Source organism: Solwaraspora sp. WMMA2080 (assembly GCF_027497395.1).
GTDB lineage: Bacteria > Actinomycetota > Actinomycetes > Mycobacteriales > Micromonosporaceae > Micromonospora_E.
This window is the reverse complement of sequence record NZ_CP114910.1, coordinates 4185545-4210345: the sequence shown is the minus strand read 5'-3', so window position 1 is coordinate 4210345 and position 24801 is coordinate 4185545. Positions and strand designations below refer to the sequence as shown.

20 protein-coding genes are annotated in these 24801 nt (G+C 73.2%); 8 read left to right on the top strand and 12 right to left on the bottom strand.

Features of this window, described 5'->3' with window-relative positions; all coding sequences use genetic code 11:
- Positions 1-10: 10 nt before the first annotated feature.
- Entirely contained in the window at positions 11-1126 is a 1116-nt protein-coding gene (locus O7543_RS19050) for an FAD-binding oxidoreductase (protein WP_281552598.1), read from the bottom strand.
- Positions 1127-1179: 53 nt separating this feature from the next.
- Here O7543_RS19050 and O7543_RS19045 point away from each other — a divergent pair, with 53 nt between their 5' ends.
- Positions 1180-2073 (top strand): CPBP family intramembrane glutamic endopeptidase, encoded by an 894-nt coding sequence (locus O7543_RS19045; protein WP_281552599.1) that lies wholly within the window; start codon positions 1180-1182, stop codon positions 2071-2073.
- On the opposite strand, the gene O7543_RS19040 is transcribed toward O7543_RS19045, so the two are convergent.
- On the bottom strand, positions 2060-3076 hold the full coding sequence (locus O7543_RS19040; RefSeq protein ID WP_281552600.1) for a hypothetical protein: 1017 nt from the start codon (positions 3074-3076) through the stop codon (positions 2060-2062). The two genes, O7543_RS19045 and O7543_RS19040, sit on opposite strands and share 14 nt — an antisense overlap.
- Before the next feature lie 206 nt (positions 3077-3282).
- On the opposite strand from O7543_RS19040, the gene O7543_RS19035 reads away from it, so the two are divergent.
- The gene (locus tag O7543_RS19035) at positions 3283-4467 is read left to right on the top strand and encodes an erythromycin esterase family protein (protein WP_281555784.1); all 1185 of its coding nucleotides are present in this window, start codon (positions 3283-3285) and stop codon (positions 4465-4467) included.
- 29 nt (positions 4468-4496) lie between these two features.
- On the opposite strand, the gene O7543_RS19030 is transcribed toward O7543_RS19035, so the two are convergent.
- Positions 4497-5750: an FtsX-like permease family protein gene (locus O7543_RS19030; protein ID WP_281552601.1), complete on the bottom strand. Its 1254-nt coding sequence runs from the start codon at positions 5748-5750 to the stop codon at positions 4497-4499.
- Positions 5751-5783: 33 nt separating this feature from the next.
- Between O7543_RS19030 and O7543_RS19025 the strand changes: the two genes are divergently transcribed.
- Genes O7543_RS19025 through O7543_RS19015 form a run of 3 tightly spaced genes read left to right on the top strand, consistent with a single transcriptional unit; the run spans position 5784 to position 8021 of the window.
- Complete coding sequence (locus tag O7543_RS19025) at positions 5784-6488, top strand: ABC transporter ATP-binding protein (protein ID WP_281552602.1); 705 nt, start codon at positions 5784-5786, stop codon at positions 6486-6488.
- Positions 6485-7516, top strand: a complete 1032-nt coding sequence (locus O7543_RS19020) for a hypothetical protein (RefSeq protein WP_281552603.1) — start codon at positions 6485-6487, stop codon at positions 7514-7516. Before O7543_RS19025 ends, O7543_RS19020 begins: the two co-directional genes overlap by 4 nt.
- Complete coding sequence (locus tag O7543_RS19015; RefSeq protein WP_281552604.1) at positions 7437-8021, top strand: FtsX-like permease family protein; 585 nt, start codon at positions 7437-7439, stop codon at positions 8019-8021. The genes O7543_RS19020 and O7543_RS19015 overlap by 80 nt, the downstream gene beginning before the upstream one ends.
- Positions 8022-8049: 28 nt before the next feature.
- Here the strand turns inward: O7543_RS19015 and O7543_RS19010 are convergent, their stop codons facing one another.
- The 3 genes from O7543_RS19010 to O7543_RS19000 are packed head-to-tail and all read right to left on the bottom strand — an operon-like array spanning position 8050 to position 11954.
- The gene (locus O7543_RS19010; RefSeq protein WP_281567176.1) at positions 8050-8739 is read right to left on the bottom strand and encodes a hypothetical protein; all 690 of its coding nucleotides are present in this window, start codon (positions 8737-8739) and stop codon (positions 8050-8052) included.
- Positions 8736-10271, bottom strand: coding sequence for a type VII secretion protein EccE (gene eccE / locus O7543_RS19005; protein ID WP_281567175.1), 1536 nt, complete (start codon positions 10269-10271; stop codon positions 8736-8738). Before eccE ends, O7543_RS19010 begins: the two co-directional genes overlap by 4 nt.
- Positions 10272-10274: 3 nt before the next feature.
- Positions 10275-11954 (bottom strand): right-handed parallel beta-helix repeat-containing protein, encoded by a 1680-nt coding sequence (locus tag O7543_RS19000; protein WP_281567174.1) that lies wholly within the window; start codon positions 11952-11954, stop codon positions 10275-10277.
- A gap of 223 nt (positions 11955-12177) precedes the next feature.
- On the opposite strand from O7543_RS19000, the gene O7543_RS18995 reads away from it, so the two are divergent.
- Both O7543_RS18995 and O7543_RS18990 read left to right on the top strand, forming a co-directional pair.
- Complete coding sequence (locus tag O7543_RS18995; RefSeq protein WP_281567173.1) at positions 12178-13053, top strand: SUKH-3 domain-containing protein; 876 nt, start codon at positions 12178-12180, stop codon at positions 13051-13053.
- Positions 13050-14321, top strand: a complete 1272-nt coding sequence (locus tag O7543_RS18990; RefSeq protein ID WP_281552609.1) for an SseB family protein — start codon at positions 13050-13052, stop codon at positions 14319-14321. Before O7543_RS18995 ends, O7543_RS18990 begins: the two co-directional genes overlap by 4 nt.
- 7 nt (positions 14322-14328) lie before the next feature.
- Here the strand turns inward: O7543_RS18990 and O7543_RS18985 are convergent, their stop codons facing one another.
- The 5 genes from O7543_RS18985 to eccCa all read right to left on the bottom strand — a co-directional run bounded on the left by O7543_RS18985 (position 14329) and on the right by eccCa (position 22419).
- Entirely contained in the window at positions 14329-14790 is a 462-nt protein-coding gene (locus O7543_RS18985) for a hypothetical protein (RefSeq protein ID WP_281552610.1), read from the bottom strand.
- Positions 14769-16049, bottom strand: coding sequence for a S8 family serine peptidase (locus tag O7543_RS18980; protein ID WP_281552611.1), 1281 nt, complete (start codon positions 16047-16049; stop codon positions 14769-14771). Before O7543_RS18980 ends, O7543_RS18985 begins: the two co-directional genes overlap by 22 nt.
- Positions 16050-16156: 107 nt before the next feature.
- Positions 16157-17755 (bottom strand): hypothetical protein, encoded by a 1599-nt coding sequence (locus tag O7543_RS18975; RefSeq protein WP_281552612.1) that lies wholly within the window; start codon positions 17753-17755, stop codon positions 16157-16159.
- 31 nt (positions 17756-17786) lie between these two features.
- On the bottom strand, positions 17787-18383 hold the full coding sequence (locus O7543_RS18970; protein ID WP_281552613.1) for a hypothetical protein: 597 nt from the start codon (positions 18381-18383) through the stop codon (positions 17787-17789).
- 79 nt (positions 18384-18462) lie between these two features.
- Positions 18463-22419: a type VII secretion protein EccCa gene (gene eccCa / locus O7543_RS18965; protein ID WP_281552614.1), complete on the bottom strand. Its 3957-nt coding sequence runs from the start codon at positions 22417-22419 to the stop codon at positions 18463-18465.
- Between the two features lie 125 nt (positions 22420-22544).
- On the opposite strand from eccCa, the gene eccD reads away from it, so the two are divergent.
- Positions 22545-23930: a type VII secretion integral membrane protein EccD gene (eccD, locus tag O7543_RS18960; protein WP_281552615.1), complete on the top strand. Its 1386-nt coding sequence runs from the start codon at positions 22545-22547 to the stop codon at positions 23928-23930.
- Between the two features lie 24 nt (positions 23931-23954).
- Here the strand turns inward: eccD and O7543_RS18955 are convergent, their stop codons facing one another.
- Positions 23955-24713, bottom strand: a complete 759-nt coding sequence (locus tag O7543_RS18955; RefSeq protein ID WP_281552616.1) for an SUKH-3 domain-containing protein — start codon at positions 24711-24713, stop codon at positions 23955-23957.
- Positions 24714-24801 lie beyond the last annotated feature (88 nt).

Sequence of the window (24801 nt, the reverse complement as noted above, 5' to 3'; positions counted from 1 at the left end):
GGCAAAGCGATCACACCTCGCCGAAGCTGTCGTAGTGGATGTGCTCGGCCGGGACGTCGAGCTCGGCGAGCCGACGCAGACTGGACCGGACCATGCCGGCCGACCCGGCGACGAAGAAGTCGTGCTCGTACCACGGGCCGTAGCGGGCCAGCACGTCGGCGACCTCGCCGTGCTCCCCGGTCCAGCCCGGGTCGTCCGAGCAGCAGGGCACCACGTTCAGCCAGGGGTAGGCGGCGCAGAGCTGGCTCAGCTCGGCCAGGTCGTACAGGTCGTCGCGGGTCCGCCCGCCCAGGTAGACGTGCACCCAGCGGCTGCGGTTGTACCGGGTCAGCTCGTCGATCAGGGCCTTGACCGGGGCGAAACCGACCCCGCCGGCCAGGCAGACGATGTCGCGCGGCGAGTCCCGGTCCAGCACCATGGAGCCCATCGGGGCGGCCACCCGCAGCAGATCGCCGGGGCGGACCCGGCGGACCAGCGCGCTGGACACCCAGCCGGCAGCGGCCGCCCGGACATGGAACTCCAGAGTGTTGTCCGCCCGGGGCGCGTTCGCGATCGAGTAGCTGCGCCACAGCCTTGGCTGGTAGCGCGGCACCTCGACGCTGACGTACTGCCCCGGCTGGTACTCCAGTCGGTGCTGCAGCGGCCGGCAGGTCAGCACGGCGACGTCGGTGCCCCGGCGTTCGTGGTCGAGCACCTCGGCGTGCCAGAATGCCGGGTTCGGGTCGCTTTCGGCGCCGATGACCAGGTTGGTGATGAGCAGTTCCAGTGCGGCACCCCAGGCCTCGTCGTACTCGACGCTCCACCGGTCACCGGCGACGGTGCGCAGCGCCTCCAACAGCATGCCGCCGAACGCGGCGTAGTCCGCAGCTTGCACCTGGAACTTGCGGTGGGCCCGCCCGAGTGACTGCAGGTAGTCGGTGAACTGCTCCGGGTCGTCGATCGAGCCGACGGCAGAGACGATAGCCTCGATCAGGCAGCGCCGCTGGGTGTCCATCTGCACCGGGAAGAGCTGGCGAAGATCCGGCCGGTCCAGGAACAGTCGGGCGTAGAAGTAGCCCGCCACCTGGTCGCGCTCCTCCTCGACGAGCACCCAGCTCTCCTTCAACAGTTGCGCGAGATCGCTCATCGAGGCCTTCCCGTCACCGTGCCGCCACTGACTCCGTATCACTGAGTTCCAGGGTGAGCACTCTTCGTAGCGAGTCGACGTACCCGATGTGCGACATTGCCGTGCCGTACCCGCTCGGGCACAGTGGTCCGGTGACGGTCGACCTCGCCGGTACGCCACCACCGGCCAGCAGCAACCCGGACGCCCACCCGGCGGCCCCGCTGCCACCGCGCCTGCTGCGCGCCGAGGTGCTCCTGGTCCTGGGCGTGTCGCTCGGCCAGTCCGCCATCTACGCCCTGGTCACCATCACCGCGCGACTCACCGCCGACCGGCCGCTGGGGCAGCAGACCGCCACCATGAACGCCTCCCAGTCGGCCCGCCCCTGGCTGGACCTGACCTACCAACTGCTCGGGATCTTCTTCGCCCTCGTGCCGGTCCTGCTGGCGGTCCACCTGCTCAGCCGGGACCGGGCCGACGCCCGCGCCCGGCTCGGGCTCGACGCCCGGTCACCGCTGCGCGACCTGGCCTGGGGAGCCGCCCTGGCCGCCGCGATCGGGCTGCCCGGACTCGGGCTGTTCTGGATCGCCGCGCTGCTCGGGCTCAACGCCAGCCTGGTCCCGGCCGCGCTACCGCAACTGTGGTGGACGGTCCCGGTGCTGATCCTTGCCGCCGCGCAGAACGCCATCCTGGAAGAGGTGATCGTGGTCGGCTACCTGATGACCCGGCTACGGCAACTCGGCTGGCGGATCGGCGCGGTCATCGCCACCAGCTGCCTGCTGCGCGGCACCTACCACCTCTACCAGGGCTTCGGAGCGTTCCTCGGCAACGTGATCATGGGTGTGGTGCTGTCGCTGTTCTTCCTGCGTACCCGCCGGGTGATGCCGTTGATCATCGCGCACACCCTGCTGGACGTCTTCGCGTTCGTCGGCTACGCGCTGCTGCCCCGTGACTGGTTCAGCTGGCTGTGACCGGCGCAGCCGGCGTGACCGGCCGATAGCGCGCGCTGGCCCGCGCGGCCAGCCGCTCCAGCAGCAGCGTGTCACCCGACCAGGCGACCAGCGCCCGCCCACCGGGCAGCAACCGGGCCGGCAACCGCAGCAGCGCCCAACCGCCGCCGGTCAACCGGCTCACCGCCTCGGTGAACCGCTGCGCACCGCCGAGCAGCCGCAACGCCGGATCCTCGGCGTCGTCGGTCGTCGGCCGGCCCGCCGCGTCCAGCGCGGCGTGGGCCGCCGCGACGTCCGGCTGCATGCCGATCAGGGCCAGCAGCTCCGCAGCCCGGTCCCGGTCGGTCGGATCATGCCGGTACGCGGCCGCCACGTGCAGCGTGACAGCAGCCTGCGTCCAGCCGAGGGTCACCAGCTCCAAGGCCGGGCCGAGCAGCCCGCCGGCGGTGGCGACCGCCGCGCCGGCCCCGGCGAGCCGGGTGAACCGGCGCGCCGCCAGCCGGGCCAGTGCATCGTCGCTGGCCGCCGGGTAGTCGTCGCGTAGCCGGGCCGCCCAGTCCCGCGCCGCCGGCCCGATCCGTTCCACCGCGGCCAGGGCGAGCAGTTCCGGCGCGTACGCCGGACGCGCCAACAGCTGTCGCAGCGTACCGCCGGGGACCGGACCTGGCGGGGGAGTGCCGGCCGGATCCGGCGCCGGCGCGGCTTTCTTCGTCGGCGCGGTCTTCTTCGTCGGCGCGGTCTTCTTGGCGGCGGTCTTTCTTGGCGTGGTCTTCCTCGCCGCAGGCTTCTCCGCCGCCGTGGGCTCCGCTGCCGGAGTCGCCTTTTTCGCGGCGGCTTTCTTCGCGGCGGTCTTCTTCGCCGGCGTGGCCTTCTTGGCGGGGCTCTCGGCGCTGCCGGCTGCGCTCGACGGTGGCTGGAACAACACGGGAGCGATGGCGGCGGGCGGCGTGACGCCGGCCGTCGGTGTCCTGGCCCGTGGGGCGCGGGACCGCCTCGGCTCAGCGTCGGGCGATTGCTCCTCCATGCTCAGGCAGCCTAGCCCGAACCCGCCCGCAACACCCGCCTCGCCGGTTCCAGTGACCCCGGCTGACGGGGTTTGTGCCGGTAACGCCCGGGTACCCGGGCCCGGTGGCCAGATATGCCGCGGACATCACCGCGCTGGCGCGACCGCTGGTCGACGCCGACGACCTCGACCCGCTGATCGAACGGGCCGCCGACGCGCGGGTGGTGATGCTCGGCGAGGCGAGCCACGGTACACACGAGTTCTACGGCTGGCGGGCGGCCGTCACCCGCCGACTGGTCACCGAGCACGGCTTCTCCTTCATCGCCGTCGAAGGGGACTGGCCGGACTGCGACCGGGTCGACCGCAGCGTCCGGGGCCGGCTCGACGCCCCCCGCGACCCGCGCGACGCGCTGACCACCTTCGAACGTTGGCCCACCTGGATGTGGGCCAACGACGAGGTGGTCGACTTCTGCCGCTGGCTGCGCCGGCACAACGACTCGGTCAGCGAATCCGCCCGGGTCGGCTTCCACGGGCTCGACGTCTACTCGCTGTGGGAGTCGCTCCGCGAGATCCTCGTCTACCTGCGGGAACATCGACCGGACCAGGTGCCGGCGGCGCTCGACGCGTACCGCTGCTTCGAACCGTACGGCGAGGACCCGCAGGAGTACGCGACCGCCCTGCGGCTGGTGCCCGCCGGCTGCGAGGCGGAGGTGATCGACCTGCTGGTCCGGCTGCGGCGCGACGCCGCCGCCGACGGGGCATGCAGCTTCGGTGCCTGGCAGAACGCCGAGGTGGTGGCCGGGGGCGAACGCTACTACCGGGCACTGGTGTCCGGTGGCCGGCTGGCCTGGAACGTCCGGGACCGGCACATGGACGACACCCTCGCCCGGCTGCTCGACCGGTACGGTCCGGACGCCCGCGCGGTGGTGTGGGCGCACAACACGCACGTCGGCGACGCCCGGGCCACCGACATGGCCGAGCTCGGCGAGGTCAACATCGGGCAGCTGGCACGTGAGCGGTACGGCCGGGACCGGGTGGTCCTGGTCGGCTTCGGCACCTACCGGGGAACGGTGGTGGCCGGTGACACCTGGGGCGCACCGATGCGGCTGATGCCCGTACCGCCGGCCCGGCCGGGGTCGCTGGAAGCGATCCTTTCCGTCGCGGCCCCGGCCGAGTCGCTGTTCGTCTTCCCCACCGACGGCAGACCGGATCTGCTCACCGACGAGCTGGACCACCGGGCGATCGGGGTGGTCTACCAGCCGAACATGGAACGGCGCGGCAACTACGTGCCGACCGTGCTCGGCGACCGCTACGACGCGTTCCTCTGGTTCGACCGCAGCCGAGGGGTGCGCCCGCTGCGGACCCCGCATGTCGAGCTGCGTGAACCGGAGACCTTCCCGTCCGGCGTCTGAGCGTCACCCGGCACGCAGCCCGTCCAGCATCACTCGGTCCGCAGCCCGTCGGCGCGCATCAGCCGCCACAGCGCCGGCAGGCCGGCGGCGGCGACCAGCAGCACGACACCGGCACCCGCCGCGCTGGCCCCGGCCACCGTCCACCAGCTGACCACGAGGTCGCGGCCGACCATGCCGAGCAGCACCGCACCGAGCCCGACCCCGGCGGCCACCGCCAGGACCAGCCCGAGCAGCACGGGCACCAGATGCTGCCAGACGACCGCCCAGCCGAGCGCCCGCCGGGGTGCGCCGAACGCGTCCAGCATGGCCAGCAGCCGGCGCCGTTCGCGCAGCTGTTCCAGCATGGTGACCAGCATGCTGGCGGCGATCAGCAGCAGCGTGACGACGATGCCGACGACGAGTCCACGACGGACGCTGGTGAACCGCCGCGCCTCGGTCGTCGCGGACAGGGTGGACAGCAGGTCCATCGGTCCGGCGGTGGCGAGCAGGTTGCGGACGTGCTCGACCGCGTCCGGCTGGCCGGGGTCGATCTGCAGGTACGCCGTTGTCGGCAGCCGGCCGACCGCGTCGACGTCGATCGCGGCCGGCGTGGCGAAGATCCCGAACCGACCGATCCCGTACGGATCGACGCGCGACTGCGCCGGTCGGGCGTCGACGGGAATCGTCCACTCGTACCCACCGGGCGCGACCTGCACCCGCTCGCCAGCCCGGATCTGCTCGACCGGTGTCTCCACCAGCCGACCCTGCTCGTCGACGGTCACGGATCGCAGGTGTTCGGGAGGCGGTGCGACCCGGAAGACGGCACCGTCGGCACAGTCGGTCGCGACGATCAGCTCGGCGAGCACCCGGCAGTCGGCGATGACCAGCTCATCGGTGCGGTGTGCGACGCCGCCGGCACTCTCGCCGTCGCCGGAGCCGGCGAACACCGAGGTGGACCGGTATCCGGCGACCGAGTCGACCCCCGGCACCGCGCGCAGCCGGGTCAACAGCGCGTCGCCGGTCGACCGGTCCGGTACGCCGAGATGGGCGAGGTGGCTGGCCCGGTCCGGGTCGGCACCGGTCTGTCGGACGAAGTCGTCGTCGATCCCGGTGAACAGTGCCTGCAACGCGATCGTGCCGGCCACCGCGACCGCGACCCCGCACACCTGCCGGGCGTTGCCGCCGCCATCGACCTGCAGCCGGCGGATCGCCAACTGCCAGGCGACCGGCCCGCCGCGCATCCGCCGTACGGCGGCCTCGACCAGCCACGGCAGCAGCGTCACCACGCCGACCAGCAGCAGCACCGCGCCGACCGACCTGCACCGGGAGGTACGTCAGTGAACAGTCCCTTGCTCGCCGGCCGAGGAGTCGTCCGCTCGTACGGCGCCACCCCGGCGCTACGTGGCGTCAGCCTCGACGTCGCCGAAGGCGAGATCGTCGCCGTCACCGGGCCCAGCGGGTGCGGCAAGTCCACCCTGCTGCACTGCCTCGCCGGCATCCTGCGCCCGGACGCCGGTGAGATCCACTACCGCGACCAGCGCATCGACCTGCTCTCCGAGTCGGCCCGCGCCGTGCTGCGGCGTACCGAACTCGGGGTGCTGTTCCAGTTCGGTCAGCTCGTCCCCGAGCTGACCGCAGCGGAGAACGCCGCGCTTCCGCTGCTGCTCGCCGGCACGGGGCGGCGAGCAGCACGGACCGCGGCGCTCACCTGGCTGGACCGGCTCGGCGTCGCTGACCAGGCCGACACCGTGCCCGGCGAGATGTCCGGCGGCCAGCAGCAGCGGTGCGCGCTGGCCCGCGCGATGATCACTGAACCTCGGGTGCTGTTCGCCGACGAACCCACCGGCGCGTTGGACAGCCTCACCGGCGAGCAGGTCCTCGGCCAGCTGGTCCGGCTCGCCCGCGAGCAACGGACCTCCGTCGTGCTCGTCACCCACGACCCCCGGGTCGCCGGGTACGCCGACCGGGAGATCATGCTGCGCGACGGCGAGATCGACCCGGCCGGGCTCGGCCCAGTCGTCGCCCGGACGGCCCGGTCGTGATCCGTCCGGCCACCCTGCTGCGGCTCGGCCTCGTCGGCACCCGCACCGACACGGTACGGATCGTCCTCACCGCCGCCGCCGCGCTGCTCACCACCGTCACCTTCCTGGCCGCCGCCACGGTCATCGCCGTGCCGACCGTCCCGGACGGAAGATCCAACCGGTCCCCGCAGTACGGCCCGGCGCTGATCGCCGAGGCGGAGCTGCGGACCGGAGTCACCATCGCCCTGTTCCTCCTGGCGATCCCGGTCCTCGCCCTCGCCGGGCAGTGCGCCCGACTCGGTGCGCCCGCCCGTGACCAGCGGCTCGCCGCCATCCGGCTGGCCGGCGGCACCCCCGGCCAGGTCCGGGCGCTGGCCGCCACCGAAACCGGGCTGGCCGGTGCGCTCGGCTCCGTCACCGGGCTGGCCGTGTACCTGGCCGGCCGGCGACTGCTGCACCGCCCGGACGAGCACGGCCTGCTGCCACTGCCCACCGACGTACTGCCCCCGGTCTGGTCGCTGATCCTGATCGTGGCCGGCATCCCGCTGCTCGCAACCGCAGTCGCCGCCGCCCTGCTGCGTACGGTCGTCGTGTCCCCGCTCGGCGTACAGCGCCGGCGCAGGCAAGGGCGGCCCGGGTGGTGGCCCGGCCTGCTCATCCTCGGCGGCCTGGTGGTGACCTTCCTGTTCCGGCCGCTCGTCGACTGGGCTGCCGGCCGGGAAGCCCCACTGTGGGGCGTCGCGGCCATCGCGTTCACCGGGGCGCTGACCATCGCGATCGGCGTCGCCACCGGTACGGGCTGGATCTCGTACGCATGCGGGCGGATCCTGCGGCGAGTGGGCCCGCCGCCCCGCGACCCTGCTCGCCGCCCGACGGCTGACCGCCGACCCGTGGCACGGCGCACGGACCTTCGCCGGGCTGCTGGTCTGCGTCCTGTTCGGCGCCGGCACCGCCGGGTTCAGCGCCTACATGGCGGCCGAGTTCGGCAGCTGGGACCGGGTCCGCCGGATCCTCGCCGAACAGAGCGGCCAGCCGTACAGTCCGAGTGACAACAGTTTCTACTTCAACGCGGTCACCCTGGTGCACATCGCGGTCCTGGTAGGCCTGGCGATCGCAGCCGCCGGTCTGGCCGTCGCAGTCGTCGAAGGCATCGTGGAGCGCCGCCGTGCCAACGCGGCACTCGTCGCCACCGGCGTACCACGCGGGGTGCTGGCCCGCTCGGTCCTGGTCCAGACCCTCACCCCGCTGCTACCGGCGACCCTGGTGGCGCTGACCGCCGGCACGATGATGGCCAGGGCGCTCGGAACGGAGGTCTCCTCCGGCCCGCGTACGACCACGTTCTGCGATCCGGCGGATGCCTGTCGCACCCCCGAGGACTGGACGGAGTACGGCCGGACGATCGAACACCCGGGCATCACCGTGCCGGTGCAGGTACCCCTCGACGACTTGGCGCTGCTCGGCGTCGGTGCGATGGTGGCCGCCCTGGCCACGGTCGGCGTCGGACTGCTGTTCCTGCGCGGCGCCACCGACCTGACGGAACTCCGGCAGACCTGATCGGCTACCGGCAGATGACCTGGCCCGGTCAGGGCCGGCCGACCGGGCCGAGCAGTGCCGACTCCATCGACGTCGGATGCAGCATCACCCACTGCAGCCGGCCCTGACTGACCAGGCCGACCATCTCCGGATGGATCCGGGTCAACCAGCTCTGCGCCTCGGTGAACCCCAACGCCGACGCCACCAGTGCCGCTTCGGCGGCGGTCAACCGCTGCAGCACCACCAGGTCACTGCGGACCAGCGGATCGAGATCCCAACTGCCGACGTCGTTGCGGACCACCATCGTCGTCCGCCACGGCGCCCCCACCTCCGGCGTACCGCCCATCGCCGGGCCGACGTCCACCGCCAGCAGCTGGGGATGCGCCGGTGACGGCGGTGGTGGCGGCTGGGCACCGGGCGGCAGAAACGACGCCGACTCCCGACCCAGACCGCACTGGTGCAGAATCCCCTGCCAGTCCGGCTCGCGGGCGGTCTGGATGAACAGGTGCGCGCCGAGCGCCATCGCCCGCAGCGTGAGCAGCTGCGCGCAGCGCAGCCCGCCGACCAGCAGCAACCGGGTCGGTTCCGGGCGGAACAGCCGCACCGCGACCGGCCCGCCCTGCCGGTTGCGCCCGACGACCATGCCGTCGCCGCCGGCCCGCAACCGTACGTCGCCGAGTGCCTCCGGACCGGTGGTGTGCAGGCCGGCCGGCGGGATGATCGACAACGGACCCGTCACGGCAGAAACCCCCCGAGCGGCAGGGTGGCGGCCAGCCCACGGACATGCTCACCGTCGATCCGCTCGGTCAGCCCGCCGCGTTCGCGTACCGCCTCGGTCAGGGCCTGGTCGCCGACGGCCAGCGTCGTCACATCGGCGGCGGTGAGCCGGACCGCGGCCGACACCGTCACGTCCCCGGCGGCCGCCTCGGTCGGATGCCCCGGCTCCCGGGCGACGGCGACCGACACCACCGTGTCGACCATCGGCAGCTGCCGCAACACGTCGTCCAGCTGCCACGGCAGCTCCGGCCAGCGCAGCAGCCGGCGGCAGACCTGCGGGACCTCACCGCTCCACCACGCCTGCCAGGTCTCCTCGCCGGCGACCCGGTTGCTGGCGGTGCCATAGACGTTGCCGCTGTCCAGCCGGCTGGGCAGCTGCGCCAGGTAGCCGACAGCGGTCAGCAGATCGTCGCCGCCCAGCAGCCGGGCCGGCACCCGGTCCTGCTTCAGCTGGCGCTGGACCCGCCGGACCGACGACACCAGCGCCGGTGCCAGCTCCCGATCGGTGTAGCTGTCCGGCGTACGCATCACCTGGAGCACCAGCCAGGCCCGCCGACGGGCCGGCACGTCACCGCCGGTCAGTTCGCGGTAGGAGCGCTCCACCAGCCCTCGGCCGGTGTGCGCGCGCGGTGCCGCCGCGACCTGAACGAGCAACTGCACCGAGATCGGCGGGGCAGCCGGATCCGCCGCCGGCAGCAGCGCCGCCGGGGACGGCAGACTCAGCGCGGAGCCGACGAACAGCGAGCCGTCGGCAGGGTCGAGCTCTACGACGGCGCAGACGCCACCCCGGTGACTGATCGTCGCCATCGTCCGGCCGCTGACCGTGACATCGTCCACCATGGCGGTCGGCTCCACGAACCGCAGCAGGCCCGCCGCCCGGTTGTCGCCACCGGCCGGCAACCGTCGGGGCCGCAGCCGGTACCGCACCCACACCGCCATCCACTGGTACAGCCACCGCCCGCGCAGTCGGACCACCGTCGGTGCCAGCAGCACGGCCAGCGCCGCCGCCGACACCAGCGCCACGACCGGCCCCCGCTGGTACGCGGCGAGCAAAACCGTCGCCGCCAGCTGCCAGTAGACCAGCTGCCCGATGGCGAACGGGCCGGTGCCGGGGCGGACCCGCCGGGGCCGGATCCGGCTGCCCGACGTCGCTGCCGGGGTCGACGCCGCAGCTGCCGACCCGGCGATGCCGGGGATCATGTCCGAGGTCGGCTGGCCCGATCCTGATCCGGCCGGCGGCACCGGCACGGCGGCCCGCGCCGCCGCCGCCGAGCGGCCCGCGACCTGCCCGGTCGACAGTCCGGCAGCGTGGACCATCGGCAGCTCCGAGGTGGGGGCCGAGCCGGCCACACCCAGCGTCGGTGGTGCGGCTGCAGGTGGCGGTGCCGCTGCGGGCATCGGCGCGGCGTCGCGCTGTCGGGGCGGTGCCCACTGCTGCCAGCCGGCCGGTGCGCCCGACGACTGGTCGGCGGGAGGGCCGGGGTCGGTCGTCATCGCTCAGCGTCCGGTCGCCGTACGGACGTCGGCCTCGGTCACCGAACGCAGCTCGTCCAGGCTGGGCCGCTGGCCGGACTGGCGCAGCCGCTGCGCCTGCGCCTTGCGTACCCCCTCGAAGAGCTTGCGCGCCTCGCGGGCGTTGCCGAAGCTCTCGTCCCGCCGCACCGCCGAGAAGTGTCCGAGCAGGACCTCCGGCACCGCGGCGGCGAGCAGGTACTCGTCGTTCGCCGCCATCCGCTCGACGATCACCACCAACTGCTCCGGGGTGTAGTTGCCGAACTCGATCGTCCTGGCGAACCGGGACGCCAGGCCGGGGTTGGCGTCGAGGAACTGCCGCATCTCCCCGGTGTAGCCGGCGGCGATCACCGCGATCTCGTCGCGGTGATCCTCCATCAGCTTGACCAGGGTGTCGATCGCCTCCTGACCGAAGTCCCCACCACTGCCGAACGACCGGGACAGGGTGTACGCCTCGTCGACGAAGAGCACACCGCCCAGAGCCTGCTCGAAGACGGCGGCCGTCTTCTCCGCCGTGTGGCCCAGGTACTGCCCGACCAGGTCGCGCCGGGACACCTCGCGGAACGGCCCGCCGGACAGCACCCCCAGGGCGGCCAGCAGCTCACCGTAGATCCGGGCCACCGTCGTCTTACCGGTGCCCGGCGCGCCCGCGAAGATCAGATGGTGGCTGACCGCGCTGACCGGCAGCCCGGCGCCACGCCGCCACTCGTTCACCTGGATCTCGTCGATCAGCCCGCGTACCTCGTCCTTGACCGACTCCAGGCCGACCATCGCGTCGAGCTCGGCCAGCAACTCCTCGGTACGGGCGGTGTCCGGCCCGCCGGCCGACGCGGCGGCGGCCGCGCCGAACACCGCACGTCGGCTCGCCGTACCGGTGACGATGGTCGGCTCGGCCCCCTCGGCGATGTCGAACGCCGGCATCGCCGTGTTCTCGGTGCTGCACTCCTCGACACTGCCCGCACAGCCCCGACCGAAAGAGACCGCCGGCCCACGGGTGTCGCGGATCCGGCAGCGCCGCAGCGTCGGCGCGCTCTGGTGGGCGACCGCCACCCCGGCACCGCCGGTCCGAAAGATCTCGCACGTCTCCAGCACCGGACGGCCGTGCTGGTAGATGTAGACGCCCCGGTTGCCGCAGCCGCTGATCGTCGACGCCCGGATGGTCGGCGCGGCCCCGATCCGCACGATCACGCCGTCCTCGGCGAGGTCGGTAAACTCGCAACCGTCGACGGTGCCGTCCGAGTCCTCGACCACCAGGCCGTGCCGCGCCCCGGTGACCGTGCACCGGGTCAGCGTGAAACTCGACCGGTTGCCGATCACGACGCCGGCGCCGAACCCGGCCCGCAGTTGGCAGCCGGTCATCGTCAGCCGTGCCCGGTCGACCGCCACCGTCGGCGCGTCGCCGGCCAGCAGCACCAGGTCACGCAGTTCGAGGGTGCCGCCGTTGGCGGACACGGTCGGATAGTTGCCGGCGGAGGCGTCGACGGTCACCGAACCGGCACCCTGCGCGGCGACCACAGTGATCTGTCGATCGTTGACGAACACCGCCTCGTAGTAGGTGCCGGGGTCGACGGCCACCACCGACCCGTCGGACGCCGCCGCGAGCGCGTCACCGATCGACGGATAGGCGCCTGGCTGGTCCGGACTGACCAAGAGGGTGCGCGTCATCGCTCCGGGCTTCGTACACGGTGGGACAGGGGATTCCGACGATATCGCAGCACCACCAGACCTGGTGTCCGGTGAACGACCGCGTCTGAACGACCGCGTCTGAACGACCGCGTCGCCGCCGGGCCGCAGCAGGCAGCAACGACCGGCACCGGTTGTCTACGCTCTACGGCGGGATCCCGGGGCCTCCGGCCGGACCCGGAAGACCGGCGGAAAGGAGAGCGTGATGGCGGTACGCACGCTGCCGTTGACGGCAGCCGCTCTGCTGGTCGACGGCGAGGTCCACACCCACACCTCGGTCCGTGGCGACCATCTCCCGCAGCTGCACCCGCTGGTGCGGCGGATCCTGGACGAACTTCCGGTCGGTCAGCGGGAACGCTTCGTCGGCTGGTGCGCCGAGCCGGTGCTGATCTCCGACCGGCTGTACGCCGTACAGCAGCGCCAGCCCGGCCCCGAACTGTCCCCAGCTGCGGCCCGCGCGGCGCTGTGGGCGGCCAGGATCCGGGTCACCCTGATCCGCGAGCCCGACGATCCGGCCCACGGCACGGCGGTCGCCCCGTGCCGGTCCTGCCGCCAACTGCTCGACTGGTTCGGGATGGAGACGCTTTTGATGCCCGGCGACGACCGGTTCCCGACGGAGGTGCTGGCCGCCCTGACCTTAGCCGGCTGGCAGCCCTGCCGGCGCGACGAGCAGCGGGGCCGCGACTGGGCCCTGCGGGTCGCCGCGCACGTCGGCCCCGACGGGCGGCAGCACACCGTGGTCGGTCCCGCGATCGAGGCGTACGCCGAGTTCGGCGGCCTGTACGTCGAACCGGACGGCCCCGGCGAGGCGGTCGCGCCGAGCACCGTCCACCTCGATCCGCTGCGCGCCGTGCACACCGTCGCCACCCTCGCCGTACTCGCCGACACGCTGGGCGTACCGGTCAGCCCGCTCGGCGTCGAAGCGGACGGCACCGGCATCCTGGCCATCGACGCCCGACAGCGGGTGTTCGTGCTGGACCACGGCGGCGACTGGTTTCTCGGCCGGTCGGTGGAGCAGGCCGTCACCGCACTGATCCTCGGTCAACGGCCGCACCGGCTCGCCGAGGACGGCAGCTGGTGACCGCCGACCCGGAGCCAGGGCCGCAGCCACTGTCCGAGTCGGCCTCCGCAGGGTGGCGGCCGGCCACCGCTGCCGAGGCGGGCATGGCCGCCGCCGCCGACCTGGCGGGCTACCTGGCGGCGCTCGGCACCGGGCCGCTGCTGCTGCCGGTGTCGGCCGAGACCGCCGCCGGTCAGGCACCGTTCGCCTGGCCCACCGTCGAGCACGACGGCGCTCCACACGTACTGGCCTTCACCTCGCCGCAGGCCATCGCCGCCGGACTACCGGGCGAGTCGGTACGGTACGTGACGGTCACCCTGGCCGAGGTGGTCGCCACGATCCCCGACGACAGCTGGTGGCTGGCGGTCGACCCGGGACTGCCGATCGCCCACCGGATCACCGCCGGGCAGCTGCGGGAGCTGGCACCGTCACCCGATGCCGGCGACATCGCTCGGGCGCTGCGCGCCGCCGTCGCGGCCGAGGACCCGGACGCGGTGATGGCCGCCCTGCTACGGGTCGAGTTCACCGTACCGATGCCGCCGGACGCCGACCCCGACGCCGCCGCGACCGACCTGGCCGACCCCCGGTTCCCCTGGTGGTGTCTGCCCGACGAGGCGGGACAACCGTCGGTGCCGGTCTTCACCTCCCCGGCGATGCTGGCTGAGGTGTTCGACGTGCCGCCGCCGTCGGTCGTCGCCTCCAGCGTGCGACTCTTCGCGAACTGGCCGGACCCGCGCTGGCAGCTCGCCGTCAACCCGGGCACCGCGTCGGCGGTGAGCCTGCCCGGAGAGGCGGTCCGGCAGGTCAGCCGGTGGCTCGACGAACTGCGCCGGACCGTGACCGAGGGTGCCGACGCGGACCGTGCCGACGCGGATCGGGCCGGGGCGGACCCGGACGTTCCGGTCCGGATGCAGCTGGTCGTCCCGCACCGCCACCTGCACGCGTTCGTGGCGGACGGCTACGACCGGATGGCCGGCCCGGTGCACCGCTGGCACGGCCCCGGCCGGGACACCCCCGATCGGCTGTACGCCCGGTTGGGCCTGCTCGGGCCGGAATCGCCGTTCACCGCCGCCGACGAGTGGGTGCCGGTCGTACGGTGGGAACCCGGCCCGGACACCCCGGTGACCTGGCTCGACGAGCGGCCGCAGCAGCGGGCACTGGCCGTGCCGGACGGAGCCGAGCTGCACGTGCTGCACCAGGACGGCAGGGACGAGCTGCTGGCCCGGTTCGACCGGGGCGGCCGACGTTGGCTGCCGGTGGAGCCGCCGCCGGCCGCGAGCATCGGCTGAGCGGCGACTACTGCTTAGCCAGCCAGCGCCGCGCGGGCGGGGTGGCGAGCAGGATCACCGCCAGTCCGGCCAGCGCTCCGACGACCATCGGCAGCAGCATCGTCGGGTGGTATTCGATCTTGCCGAACAGCAGCAGGCCGCCCAGCACGACGAGGAGCAGCCCGGCGGTGAACCCGGCCGGGGCCCGCAGCATGTTCGGCCCGCCGACCCAGACGATCCGCATACCGGCCAGGGTCATGAAGACCAGCAGCAGGCAGAGGCCGAGGATCGCGAACGCGATGATCCACAGTAGGAACTTCGCGTCACCCTCGGCGCGGTAGGTGACGACCAGGAACGCGAGACCCGCGACCAGCCAGAGGGCAGCGGTGGGGATGGTCAGCAGTACGGCGGCGACGACGACCGCTGGCCGCCGGCCGGTGGCGGGGGTGGCGTCCGGCCCGGGTACGTTCACCGGCTCGGTGGACGCCATACCGAATCGTCCTCGGCGGTCGGTGGCTCGCCCCCGGTCGGCTGATCGGGCCCGGCCTGGGCCGCCGGCGCTGGTACCGGTGCACCGACGTCGGCCATCGGCGGTGGACCATCCCGGGAGCCGGCCGGACGTCCCGCCCGGCGCCGCAGCCACCGGATCAGCAGTACGATGCCGGTGACCACCGTGCCGAGGATGGTGAAGAAGATCAGCATGCCGATCAGTTCGTCGAGCCCGAATTCGTAGCCCGGCTCGGGCGGCAGGTAGGCGACGGGGTCGCTGGCGGTCGGCGACGGCCGTGGGCTAGCCCGGTCGTCCGGCTCGGTGGTGAGCGCCGCGTGGATGTCCAGGATGCCCCAGCCGAAGTCGAGGTCCTTGCCGGGCGGCCCGGCGTCGTACGCCGTACCGACCAGCCGTTGGAACAGTCTGCCCTGGTCCTCGTCCGGATACCGTGCCTTGAGCAGCGCGAACGCCCCCGACACCAACGCGGTGGCGGAGCTGGCGCCGTCCATCGTGTAGTAGCCGCCACCGACGGCAGCTTGCACGATGTCCTCGCCGGGTGCGGCGATGTGGGTCTGCTCGGCGCGGATCGACTCCGGGCTGAGCCCACCGTCACGTCCGCTGCTGGTCACCGCGATGGTCCACTCACTGCGGGCCGGCTGCCCGATCAGGATGTCGCGGCGGTTGCCGATGCCGGCGACGACGATGACGCCGCGCCGGTAGGCGCTTTCGACGGCCTGCTCCAGCGCCGGGTCGGATGACCCGGTGAGCGAGACGTTGATGATGTCGGCGCCGCTGTTGACCGCCCAGTTGATCCCGAGCGCGATGGACTCGGGGAGGATGATCTCAGTCTTCGGGCTGGAGAGCGTGATGGGCAGGATCTTGGCCTTCGGCGCCACCCCGAGCACTCCGTCGCGGCCGCCGGGCCCGTGCCCGTGCCCGGCGATCAGCGACGCCATCCCGGTGCCGTGGTTGCGCCGGTCGACGTGGCCCTTGCTGTCGCGGTCGTGAAGGTCGGCCCCGGGCAATACGTTGTCCCGCAGGTCGGGGTGGGAGGCGTCGACGCCGGTGTCGACCACCGCGACGGTCACCCCCTCGCCCTGGGTGATCCGGTGCGCCTCGGGCAGCCGCATCGCCTCGACGTGCCAGGACTGGTCCCGGGTCTCGTCGGCCTGCGCCGGCCCGGCGGGCAGCGGGACCGTGCCGAGCAGCCCGAGCAGCCCGGCTGCCACCAGGCCGATCGACCGCCGGGAAGCACGCATGGGCGGAGCACACCTCTCCGTCGGGTAGTCACCGGGCGACCCGGCGCTGTGCCCGGATGATACTGCTTCGGGTGCTTCGTCCGGCTCAGCTCGGCCGTGTGCCGGCCTCATCGCTGGCCCAGGCTCCGGCCCTGCTGCTGCGGCGGCTTCTCGTCGGGGGTGTCGATGGTGCCGGGAGCCGGCGGGTCGGTCTGCCACAGCTCGTCGTCACCGTCGCCGTACCCCCAGGTCTGCTGCCGGTCGTCGGCCTTGCGGCTGGTGCGACCGGTGCCCCTGGCTGGGCCGGCACCCCGTTGCCCGCCCAGCACCGGACCCGGGCCCTTGGCACCGCCGGGCTTCGTCGGCCCGGCCCGGCCGGACAGCCGGGGAGCAGCCGGGCCCGGCCGACCGGCGGAGCCGGGTGCGGGCGGCTGCGGTAGTCGGGCAGCGCCGGCAGTCGGGGCGGCGGGGCGGCTGCGTGGGCCGCCCAGGCTGGGGGGTGGGGCGGCGGGCCGGCCAGTGCCGCCGCCGGCCGGGCGGCCACCGGTGCTGCCGGGCAACTGTGGAGTCGTCGGTGGGGTGGGTCGGACCGGGGGGCGGCCGGTCGGCCCCGGCGGCCGGGAGCCACCCGGCGTCGGTCCGGTGCTGCCGGGCAGCGACGGGCGCTGCGGTGCCGGACCTCGGCTGGCCGGGTTGTTCGGCGGCGGACCACCGGCCCCGGGCAGCGCCGGCCGGGGCGGACCGGGCGGCCGGAGCGGAGGATTCGGGCGATTCGCACCCGGCAGCGGTTGCCCGGGTCGGCTGACCCCCGGTGCCCCCGGTCGTGGCCCGGGGGTGACGCCGGGTGGCACCACCGCCGGTGGCGGGCCCGGCGCCGGGCCGGCACCGGTCTGCGGCAGGTTGGGCACCGGGGGAGGCGCGGTCGGCGGGGCGACGGTGCCCCCAGCCAGGTGCAGCCCGTCCGGCACCGGCGGCGGTGGCGTGGGTGACGGTGCGCCCGGCGCACCACCCGGCGGCGCGCCGGGCGGCGGTGCCCCAGGGCCGCCGGGAAAAGCGACCGACGGGTGGACCACCGCCGCGTCGGTCGGGCCCCGGAAGGTGCTGCCCCGGGTGATGTGGCTCAGGTACACGTCGATGTACATGTCGGCCAACGGCTTGATGATGTCCCGGGCACGCTCGAAGTAGTCGTCCATCACGTCTTTGCGGGTCCGGCCGGTGGTGCCCGGGATCCAGTCGTACGCGTCGGACCACTGCAGGCCGTTGTCCGGGTCGGCCGCCTCCACGGTGTACTGCTCCCAGAGGCTGCGGAACTCCTGCTGGGTCGACTCGATCTTGCCGGCCAGCTGCTCCAGGCCACGGCGGTTACTGTCGGCGGCTTCCTTCCACTCGTCGAGCGAGTAGAGGGTGGCGCCCACCCGTTGCATGAAGTACTCACCGGCCGGTGACTGCCATTTGGCGGCCAGCGCCGTCGCGTACCGCTGCAGGTTGGTGCGGGTGCTGTCGAGCAGCACGCCGATCCGGTGCCACATGTCGGCGACGGCGATCACCCGCTCGTCGCTCTCGTTCTGGATCCAACTCCACATCGTCTCGATGCTGGTCGTCTCCTTGGCCCAGACGGTGGGTTCGTAGCGCTGGTTCGGATCCGAGTAGTCGTGGACGACGTAGTCGTTCACGGCGTTCACGTACGGGATCGACACCGGCTGCCAGCCGAAGTACTCGTCGGACATCCCCGCTCCTCGACGTCGCTATGCGCGCTGCTCAGTGCTCGGCCGACGGGCTGTCGAGCTCATCGTCGTGCATGTCCTCGTCGTCGGCGCGGATGTCGTAGGCACCGTCGCCCTCACCGATCGTCTCGGCCTCGTACAGCGACAGGTCCCGGTCGGCCGCCTCGGGGGCGTAGGAGGAGGTTTCCTCGTCCGGATCGACCACCAGACTCGGATCCTCGATGCCGCTCTCCGGATCCTGCCAGAGATCGTCGAGCGTCTCGCCGCCTTCTAGATTGGAGAACGCGGTGTAAATTGTCATCTGGTCGGCCGCGACCAGGGCGTCGCCGTCGAGGTACTCGGCGGAGATCGACTTGGCGGCGGTCGCCAGCGAGGCGAGGCCCTTCGCCACCTCGCCGAGCAGCAGGGTGGCCGCCTCGCGGTTCTCGTCGTGCCGGCCCTGGAAGAACCGGCCCTCGGACATCCCCGACCCGCCGAACGGCACCGGGATGGTGAGCATGTGGTTGATGCCGCTCGCCAGGCTCGGCTGGAAGTTGAGCCGCAGCTCGTCCATCACACACTGGGCGAAGTCGTCGAGCTGCTCGATGTCGACGTCGATCGTCTCGTTGACCAGCCAGCTGTCGTCCGCCATGATCCCTCCCCCGGGCCCCGCACGCGTACATCGGTATCCACAAAACTATCGCGTCACCGCACCTGCCGTGGACCGAGAGTCACGATGTGGACGGTAAATGGAGCAACTGGACCAGCCGGGTGCCTTCCCGTCTGGTGACCAGCCAGCCCCGTCCCGGCGGCAGCGGACCGGGCCGGACGTTGCCGAGCAGCACCCCCTCGTCACGGCTGCCGGACATCACCAGGCCCGGCGAGCTGAGCTCGCGCAGTCGCATCAGGATCGGCTCGTACAGTGCCCGGCTGGCGCCGCCACTGCGCCGGGCGATCACCAGGTGCAGCCCGATGTCGCGGGCCTGCGGCAGGAACTCCAGCAGCGGCAGCAGCGGGTTGCCGCCGCCACCGGCGACGAGGTCGTAGTCGTCGACCAGGATGTACAGGTCGGGGCCGCGCCACCAACTGCGGGTACGCAGCTGCTCCGGGGTCACGTCCGCCGGGGGCAGCCGGTCGCGCATCACGTTGACCACCTCGGTCAGCATGCCGGCGGTGACGTCCGCCGAGGTGCCGTACCCGATCTGGTGTTTCTCGCTGATGTCGCCGAGCAGGCTGCGCCGGTAGTCGACGACGATGAGCCGGGCCTGGGTCAGGTCGTTGCGGTCGGTGATGCCCCGGGCCAGTGCCCGCAGGAAGCTGCTCTTGCCGGACTCGCCGTCGCCGAAGACGATGAAGTGCGGATCGGTGCCCAGGTCCAGGTGCACCGGCTGCAGGTCGACCTCGGCGATGCCGATCGGCACGCCGGGGCGTCCGGTGTCCGGCACCGAGTCGTACGGCACCACCGCCGGCAGCAGCCGCACCGGTGGCGCACCCGGGCCCTGCCAGGCGGCGGCGACGTCGGTGACGAACCGCCGGGCACCGTCGGCGAGGGTCCCGGCGTCGGCGTCGCCGTCGGTGCGGGGCAGCGCGGCGAGGAACTGCATGCCGTCCGGGGTGATGCCCCGGCCGGGCGACTTGTCCGGCACGTTCATCGCCGCCCGCCGGTCCAGGTTGGAGTCGCTGGCGTCGGCGAGGCGCAGCTCCAGCCGGGTGCCGAAGACGTCGCGTACCGCCGGTCGCAGGTCCATCCACCGGCCGGCGCTGACCACCAGGTGTACGCCGAACGACAGCCCCCGGTTGGCGATGTCGTTGATCGCCGGCTCCAGGTCCTCGAACTCGGCGCGTACCGCCGCCCAGCCGTCGATCACCAGGAACACGTCGCCGAACGGGTCGTCGGTGTGCCCGCCGTGCCGGCGTTCCCGCCGGTAGGTGGCCATCGAGTCGATCCGGTTCTCGGCGAACCGGCGTTCCCGTTGGGCCATCAGCAGCCGCAGCTCGGCGATGGTCCGGCGGACCTGGCCGGCGTCCAGCCGGGTGGCGACCCCGCCGACCTGCGGCAGGTCACGCAGCGTGGTGAGCGCCCCGCTGCCCAGGTCGAGGCAGTAGACCTGCACCTCACGCGGGGTGTGGGTGAGGGCGAGCGACGACACGACCGTACGCAGCAGGGTGCTCTTGCCGCTCTGCGGCCCGCCGACGACGACGGTGTGCCCGGCGGAGCCGCCGAGTTCCAGCCAGAGCACGTCGCGGCGCTGCTCGAACGGCTTGTCGATGAGGCCGACGGCGGCCCGCAGCTCGCCCTGCAGCGTCGGGCTGGCGGCGGTGATGCCGCGTTCGGGGTCGGCGACCAGCGGGGAGAGCAGCTGGTCGAGGGTCATCGGGTCGCCGAGCGGCGGCAGCCACACCTGGTGGGCCGGTCTACCTCGGCCGGTGAGCCGGCTGACCAGGATGTCGAGCAGGCTTTCGCCGGTGGGGTCGGCCGGTTCGGGTGCCGGCTGCCGGGCGTCGGCCGGCAGCCGGGGTGCGACGTACTGGGTGGTGTACTCCTGGACCCGGTCGTCACCGTCGCCGGCGGCCACCGCCTCGGCGGTCTTGCTGCGGTACGTGCCGGAGACGTACGCGGCCCGGAACCGTACCAGCGGTTCGGTGCCGAACCGCAGGTAGCCGTGGCCGGGGGAGCGGGGCAGTTCGTACGCGTCGGTGGCGCCGAGCACCACCCGGCTCTCCATCGCGGAGAAGGTCCGCAGGCCGATCCGGTACGACAGGTGGGTGTCCAGCCCACGGAGCCGGCCCTCCTCCAGCCGTTGCGAGGCGAGCAGCAGATGCACGCTCAACGACCGGCCGACCCGTCCGATCTGCACGAACATGTCGATGAAGTCCGGCTTGGCGGTCAGCAGTTCGGAGAACTCGTCACAGATGATCAGCAGCGCCGGCATGGGTTCCAGCGGCGCCCCGGCCGCCCTGGCCTTCTCGTAGTCGCGCTGCGATGCGTAGTTGCCGGCCGAGCGGAGCAGCTCCTGCCGGCGGACCAGCTCGCCGTTGATCGCGTCGGTCATCCGGTCGACCAGCGGCAGCTCGTCGGAGAGGTTGGTGATCACCGCGCTGGTGTGCGGCAGCTTGTCCAGCCGGGTGAACGTCGCCCCGCCCTTGAAGTCGATCAGTACGAAGTTCAGCGTCTCCGACGAGTGGGTGGCGGCGAGCGCCAGCACCAGGGTGCGCAGCAGCTCCGACTTGCCGGAGCCGGTGGCGCCGATCAGCAGGCCGTGCGGGCCCATGCCGTCCTGCGCGGACTCCTTGAGGTCCAGCTCGACCGGGGTGCCGTCCGGGGTCAGCCCGAGCGGCACCCGCAGCCGGTCCCGGTTCGGCCGGGGCGTCCACGCCCGGTCCACGTCGAACTCGTACGGATCCCCCAGGTCGAGCAGGTCGGCCAGGTCCTGCTCCAGGTGCAGCGGCTGCTCGCCACGGGACGCGGCGGACAGCCGCAGCGGCGCCAGCTCCATCGCCAACGCCTCCGCCTCCGCGATCGTGCAGGTGTCGGCGGTGCCGATCGGCGCCCGGCCGTCCAGGGTGACGCTGGTCATCGACCCGTCGGCGGCGACCTCCAGCACCAGCCGGGCCCGGTCGAGCACCCGGGGCGGTGGCTCGGATAGGTCGACGATGGTCACCCCTTCCACACCGCCGTCGGTCATCAGATGATCGGAGCCGGCCGGGTCCCCACCGTCGAGCACCACCAGCAGGTGCGGTCCGGAGGTGGTGGCGGAGCCGCCGCCGGTGAGGTTGAACCGGGGCCGGTTGGTGAGCACGTCGTCGAGCATCGCCTCCAGGCCGGTCACGGTCGGCGACACCAGTCGCAGCGCGCCGGTCGCGTCGGTGCGGGTCGGGTGCAGGGCGTGCGGCAGCCACTTGACCCACTCCCAGTGCTCCCGCCGGGCCGGGGCCGGACAGACCGCCACCAGTATGTCGTCCGGCGCGTGGAACGCGGTGGCCTGGGCGATCACCGCCCGGACCAGGGCCCGGGCGGCGTCGGGGTCGCCGCGCAGATGCACCCGGGCGAAGCCGCGCAGCGCCATGTCCACGGGCAGCTGCGGCACGGTCGCGTAGCTGGTCAGGAACCGTCGCAGCGCCAACGCGCACATCGGCTCCAGTTTCTCCAGCGCGGTCGGCGGCGGTGGGACCAGCGGCGTCGCCAGCTCCTGCGGCCCGAGACCGACCCGTACGGTGGCGAAGTCGGGGTCGCCGCGTCGGCGCTCCCACAGCCGGGGGCCGACCGGCACCGACCACAGCGTCTGCGGGTCGGGGTGCCGGTAGAACGCGGCCTCCCGCTGCTGGCGTACGGTCCGTAGGACCCGGCGTCGCTGCCGCGACAGATGCGCCAGGTACTCGCGTCGCCGCTGCGCCATCTCCTGCCGGCTCGGCCCACCAGCCTGATTGGACAGTTGGGTGGCGAGCATGCCGAGCGCGGAGAGGCCGAACAGGCCACCGGCGACGTAGCTGAGTGTCGAACCGCCCCGGCCGGCGTACATCAACGCCATTGCGACAGAGCCGGCCAGCATCGGCAGCAGCATCATCAGCTGCCCCCAGGACCGTCCGGTCGGCGCCGGCACCTCGGGCGGCGCGTCGAGCAGGACCTCGCCGGACGGGTACTCCGGCTCGGGCCGGCGGGCCGGACGCCGTATCACCACCGTACCCACGGATCGATCCTCCCCGTCGTCGTCACACCCGGAAGCCGGGTCGCTACCGGCACCGATGGCACCGGCACATGGTAGGTAGCCTTCTCGAGTCAGGACAGCCCGCGCGGCTTGATGAGGAGTCAGCAGTGGTCACCCAGGCCGGAACCGGACTCGCCCGGATCGCCGTCGTGGCGCCGACCCGACGCATCGACCTCGCCCTGCCCGAACACCTGCCGCTGGTCGGGCTGCTCCCGGCGGTGCTGCGGCAGGCCGACGAGAACCCCTCCGACGGTACGGCCGACGGCGGCTGGGCGCTGCGCCGTACCAACGGATCCACCCTGGACCTCAACCGTACGCTCGCCGCGCAGCAGGTCCGCGACGGCGAGATGCTGCATCTGCTGCCCCGCCGCACCGAGTGGCCGGAGCTGGCCTACGACGACCTGATGGAGGCGATCGCCGCCGGTGCCCGCCGGCGCGGGCTGCCCTGGACGCCGGCCGCCACCCGGCTTACCGGCCTGCTTGCCGGGGCCGTTCTGCTGCTGCTCGCCCTGGTCGCGGTGGTGACCGCCGACGGCACCGGGGTGGCCGCCGGGGCGGCCCTGCTCGGCACCGCAGCCGTCCTCGTCGCGGTCGGCGTGCTGCTGTCCCGGGCGATGGCCGACTCGCTGGCCGGCGCGGCGCTCGCCGCCCTGGCCCTGCCGTACGCCTTCGCCGGCGGCGCGGTGTCGCTGGCCGGCGGCGAACCGGTCACCGGGCTGGGGGCACCGCACCTGCTGGTCGGTTCGGCGGCGCTGACCTTGACCGGGGTGCTCGGCATGCTCGGCGTCGGCGACGCCGGCCGGGTCTTCGTGGCGGCGCTCTTCACCGGAGTCAGCGGGACGACCGGGGCGCTGCTGGCCGTCGGGCCGCTGGACGGGCCGCGCGCCGCAGCGGTCCTGGTGGCCGCGGTGACCCTGCTGCTGCCGGCGCTGCCGCTGATCTCGGTCCGGGCGGGCAAGCTGCCGATGCCGGCGCTGCCGCGTACCGCTGAGGACCTGGTCCGCGACGATCCGCAGCCGGACCGGGCGGAGATCTACCGGGCGACGGCCCGCGCCGACGAGGTGCTGACCGGCCTGATGTTCGGTACCGCCGTGGTGGTCGCCGCCGGGTCTGCGGTGCTGACCTTCTCGGCGACGGCCGGCGCGGTGCTGCTGGTCGCGGTGGTGACGGCCGGTCAGCTGCTGCGGGCCCGGCTGGTCTCGACCGTCCGGCACCGGGTGCCGCTGCTGGCCGGCGGCCTGGTCGGTGTCGGCCTGCTGACCCTGATCGGTACGGGTGGGATGGCGGCGGGTACCCGGCTGGCCCTGCTGCCGGTGGTGCTGCTGGTGGTGGCGCTGGTGCTGGCGGCCGGGATGGTCTACAGCCGGCGCCCGCCGACGCCCCGGCTGGCCCGGCTCGGCGACGGGCTGGACGTGGTGCTGCAGTTGGCGGTGGTGCCGGTGGCCTGCGCCGTGCTCGGCCTGTACGGCTTCATGCGGGCGATCAACGGCTGACGGTTCCGGCTGGTCAGCCGGCTGTCAGTCGGCCGGCCCGGCGATCTGCTCCGGGCGCAGCGGCGGGAACGGGCCGCCCCGGACCAGCCGGATCAGGGCCGTGTCGACGTCGTCGGCGACGTACTGGTAGCCGGCCCAGTGCAGCAGCAGGACCCGACCGGCGGCGTCGACGACCAGCTCGGCGGGGCCGTCCGAGTTTCCGCCGAGCGGGAACACCGGATGGTCGTACTCGCCGGCGAAGACCCGGGCCTCCTCGGTGACCAGGCCGCTGCGTACCGGGTGGACGAAGGTCGGGAAGCCGGCGTCGGCGGTGCCGTCGGCGCCGAACTGGGCGATGGTCAGCCCGCCGAACTCGGTCAGCGCCGCGCGGGCGACCGGTGTCATGACCAGCCCGTCGAGCTCACCAGCCCATCGGCCGACCCACTGGTCGACCATCGCGGAGACGTCCCGGCCGGGGAACCAGCCGGCGGCTTCCAGCACCGGCCGGACGTCCGGCGGGAACCGGCGGTCGGCGGCCCGCGCGGCGGTGTACCGCTCGGCGACAACCGTCACCGGGACCGGCGGCCACTGGCTGACCTCGCCGGACTCCCGGTCGATCACGATCCGCGGCGACCCGGAGCCGGCCGGCGGCCCGGCCGTGCGACTACCCGCGTCGTCGGTGGGGATCAGCCAGGCGACGTATCCGTGCTCGAACTCGTGCAGGCCGATCCGTTCGTCGGTGCCGGCGCCGTGCTCGGTCGCCCATTGGCGGGCCAGGTCCAGCGCCTCGTCGCGACCGAGCATCGATGTTTCCTTCCGGGCTACGGGCGAGACCCCAAAGTACGCCGTCGTCACCGGACCCTATGGTAGGCAGCACGCCGCGTGGTGGTGC

Coding starts and splice junctions, on each gene's coding strand:
- O7543_RS19050 (WP_281552598.1), bottom strand. CDS start 1,126: ATGAGCGATCTCGCGCAACTGTTGAAGGAGAGCTGGGTGCTCGTCGAG.
- O7543_RS19040 (WP_281552600.1), bottom strand. CDS start 3,076: ATGGAGGAGCAATCGCCCGACGCTGAGCCGAGGCGGTCCCGCGCCCCA.
- O7543_RS19035 (WP_281555784.1), top strand. CDS start 3,283: ATGCTCGGCGAGGCGAGCCACGGTACACACGAGTTCTACGGCTGGCGG.
- O7543_RS19015 (WP_281552604.1), top strand. CDS start 7,437: ATGGCGGCCGAGTTCGGCAGCTGGGACCGGGTCCGCCGGATCCTCGCC.
- eccE (WP_281567175.1), bottom strand. CDS start 10,271: ATGACGACCGACCCCGGCCCTCCCGCCGACCAGTCGTCGGGCGCACCG.
- O7543_RS19000 (WP_281567174.1), bottom strand. CDS start 11,954: ATGACGCGCACCCTCTTGGTCAGTCCGGACCAGCCAGGCGCCTATCCG.
- O7543_RS18995 (WP_281567173.1), top strand. CDS start 12,178: ATGGCGGTACGCACGCTGCCGTTGACGGCAGCCGCTCTGCTGGTCGAC.
- O7543_RS18985 (WP_281552610.1), bottom strand. CDS start 14,790: ATGGCGTCCACCGAGCCGGTGAACGTACCCGGGCCGGACGCCACCCCC.
- O7543_RS18980 (WP_281552611.1), bottom strand. CDS start 16,049: ATGCGTGCTTCCCGGCGGTCGATCGGCCTGGTGGCAGCCGGGCTGCTC.
- O7543_RS18975 (WP_281552612.1), bottom strand. CDS start 17,755: ATGTCCGACGAGTACTTCGGCTGGCAGCCGGTGTCGATCCCGTACGTG.
- O7543_RS18970 (WP_281552613.1), bottom strand. CDS start 18,383: ATGGCGGACGACAGCTGGCTGGTCAACGAGACGATCGACGTCGACATC.
- O7543_RS18955 (WP_281552616.1), bottom strand. CDS start 24,713: ATGCTCGGTCGCGACGAGGCGCTGGACCTGGCCCGCCAATGGGCGACC.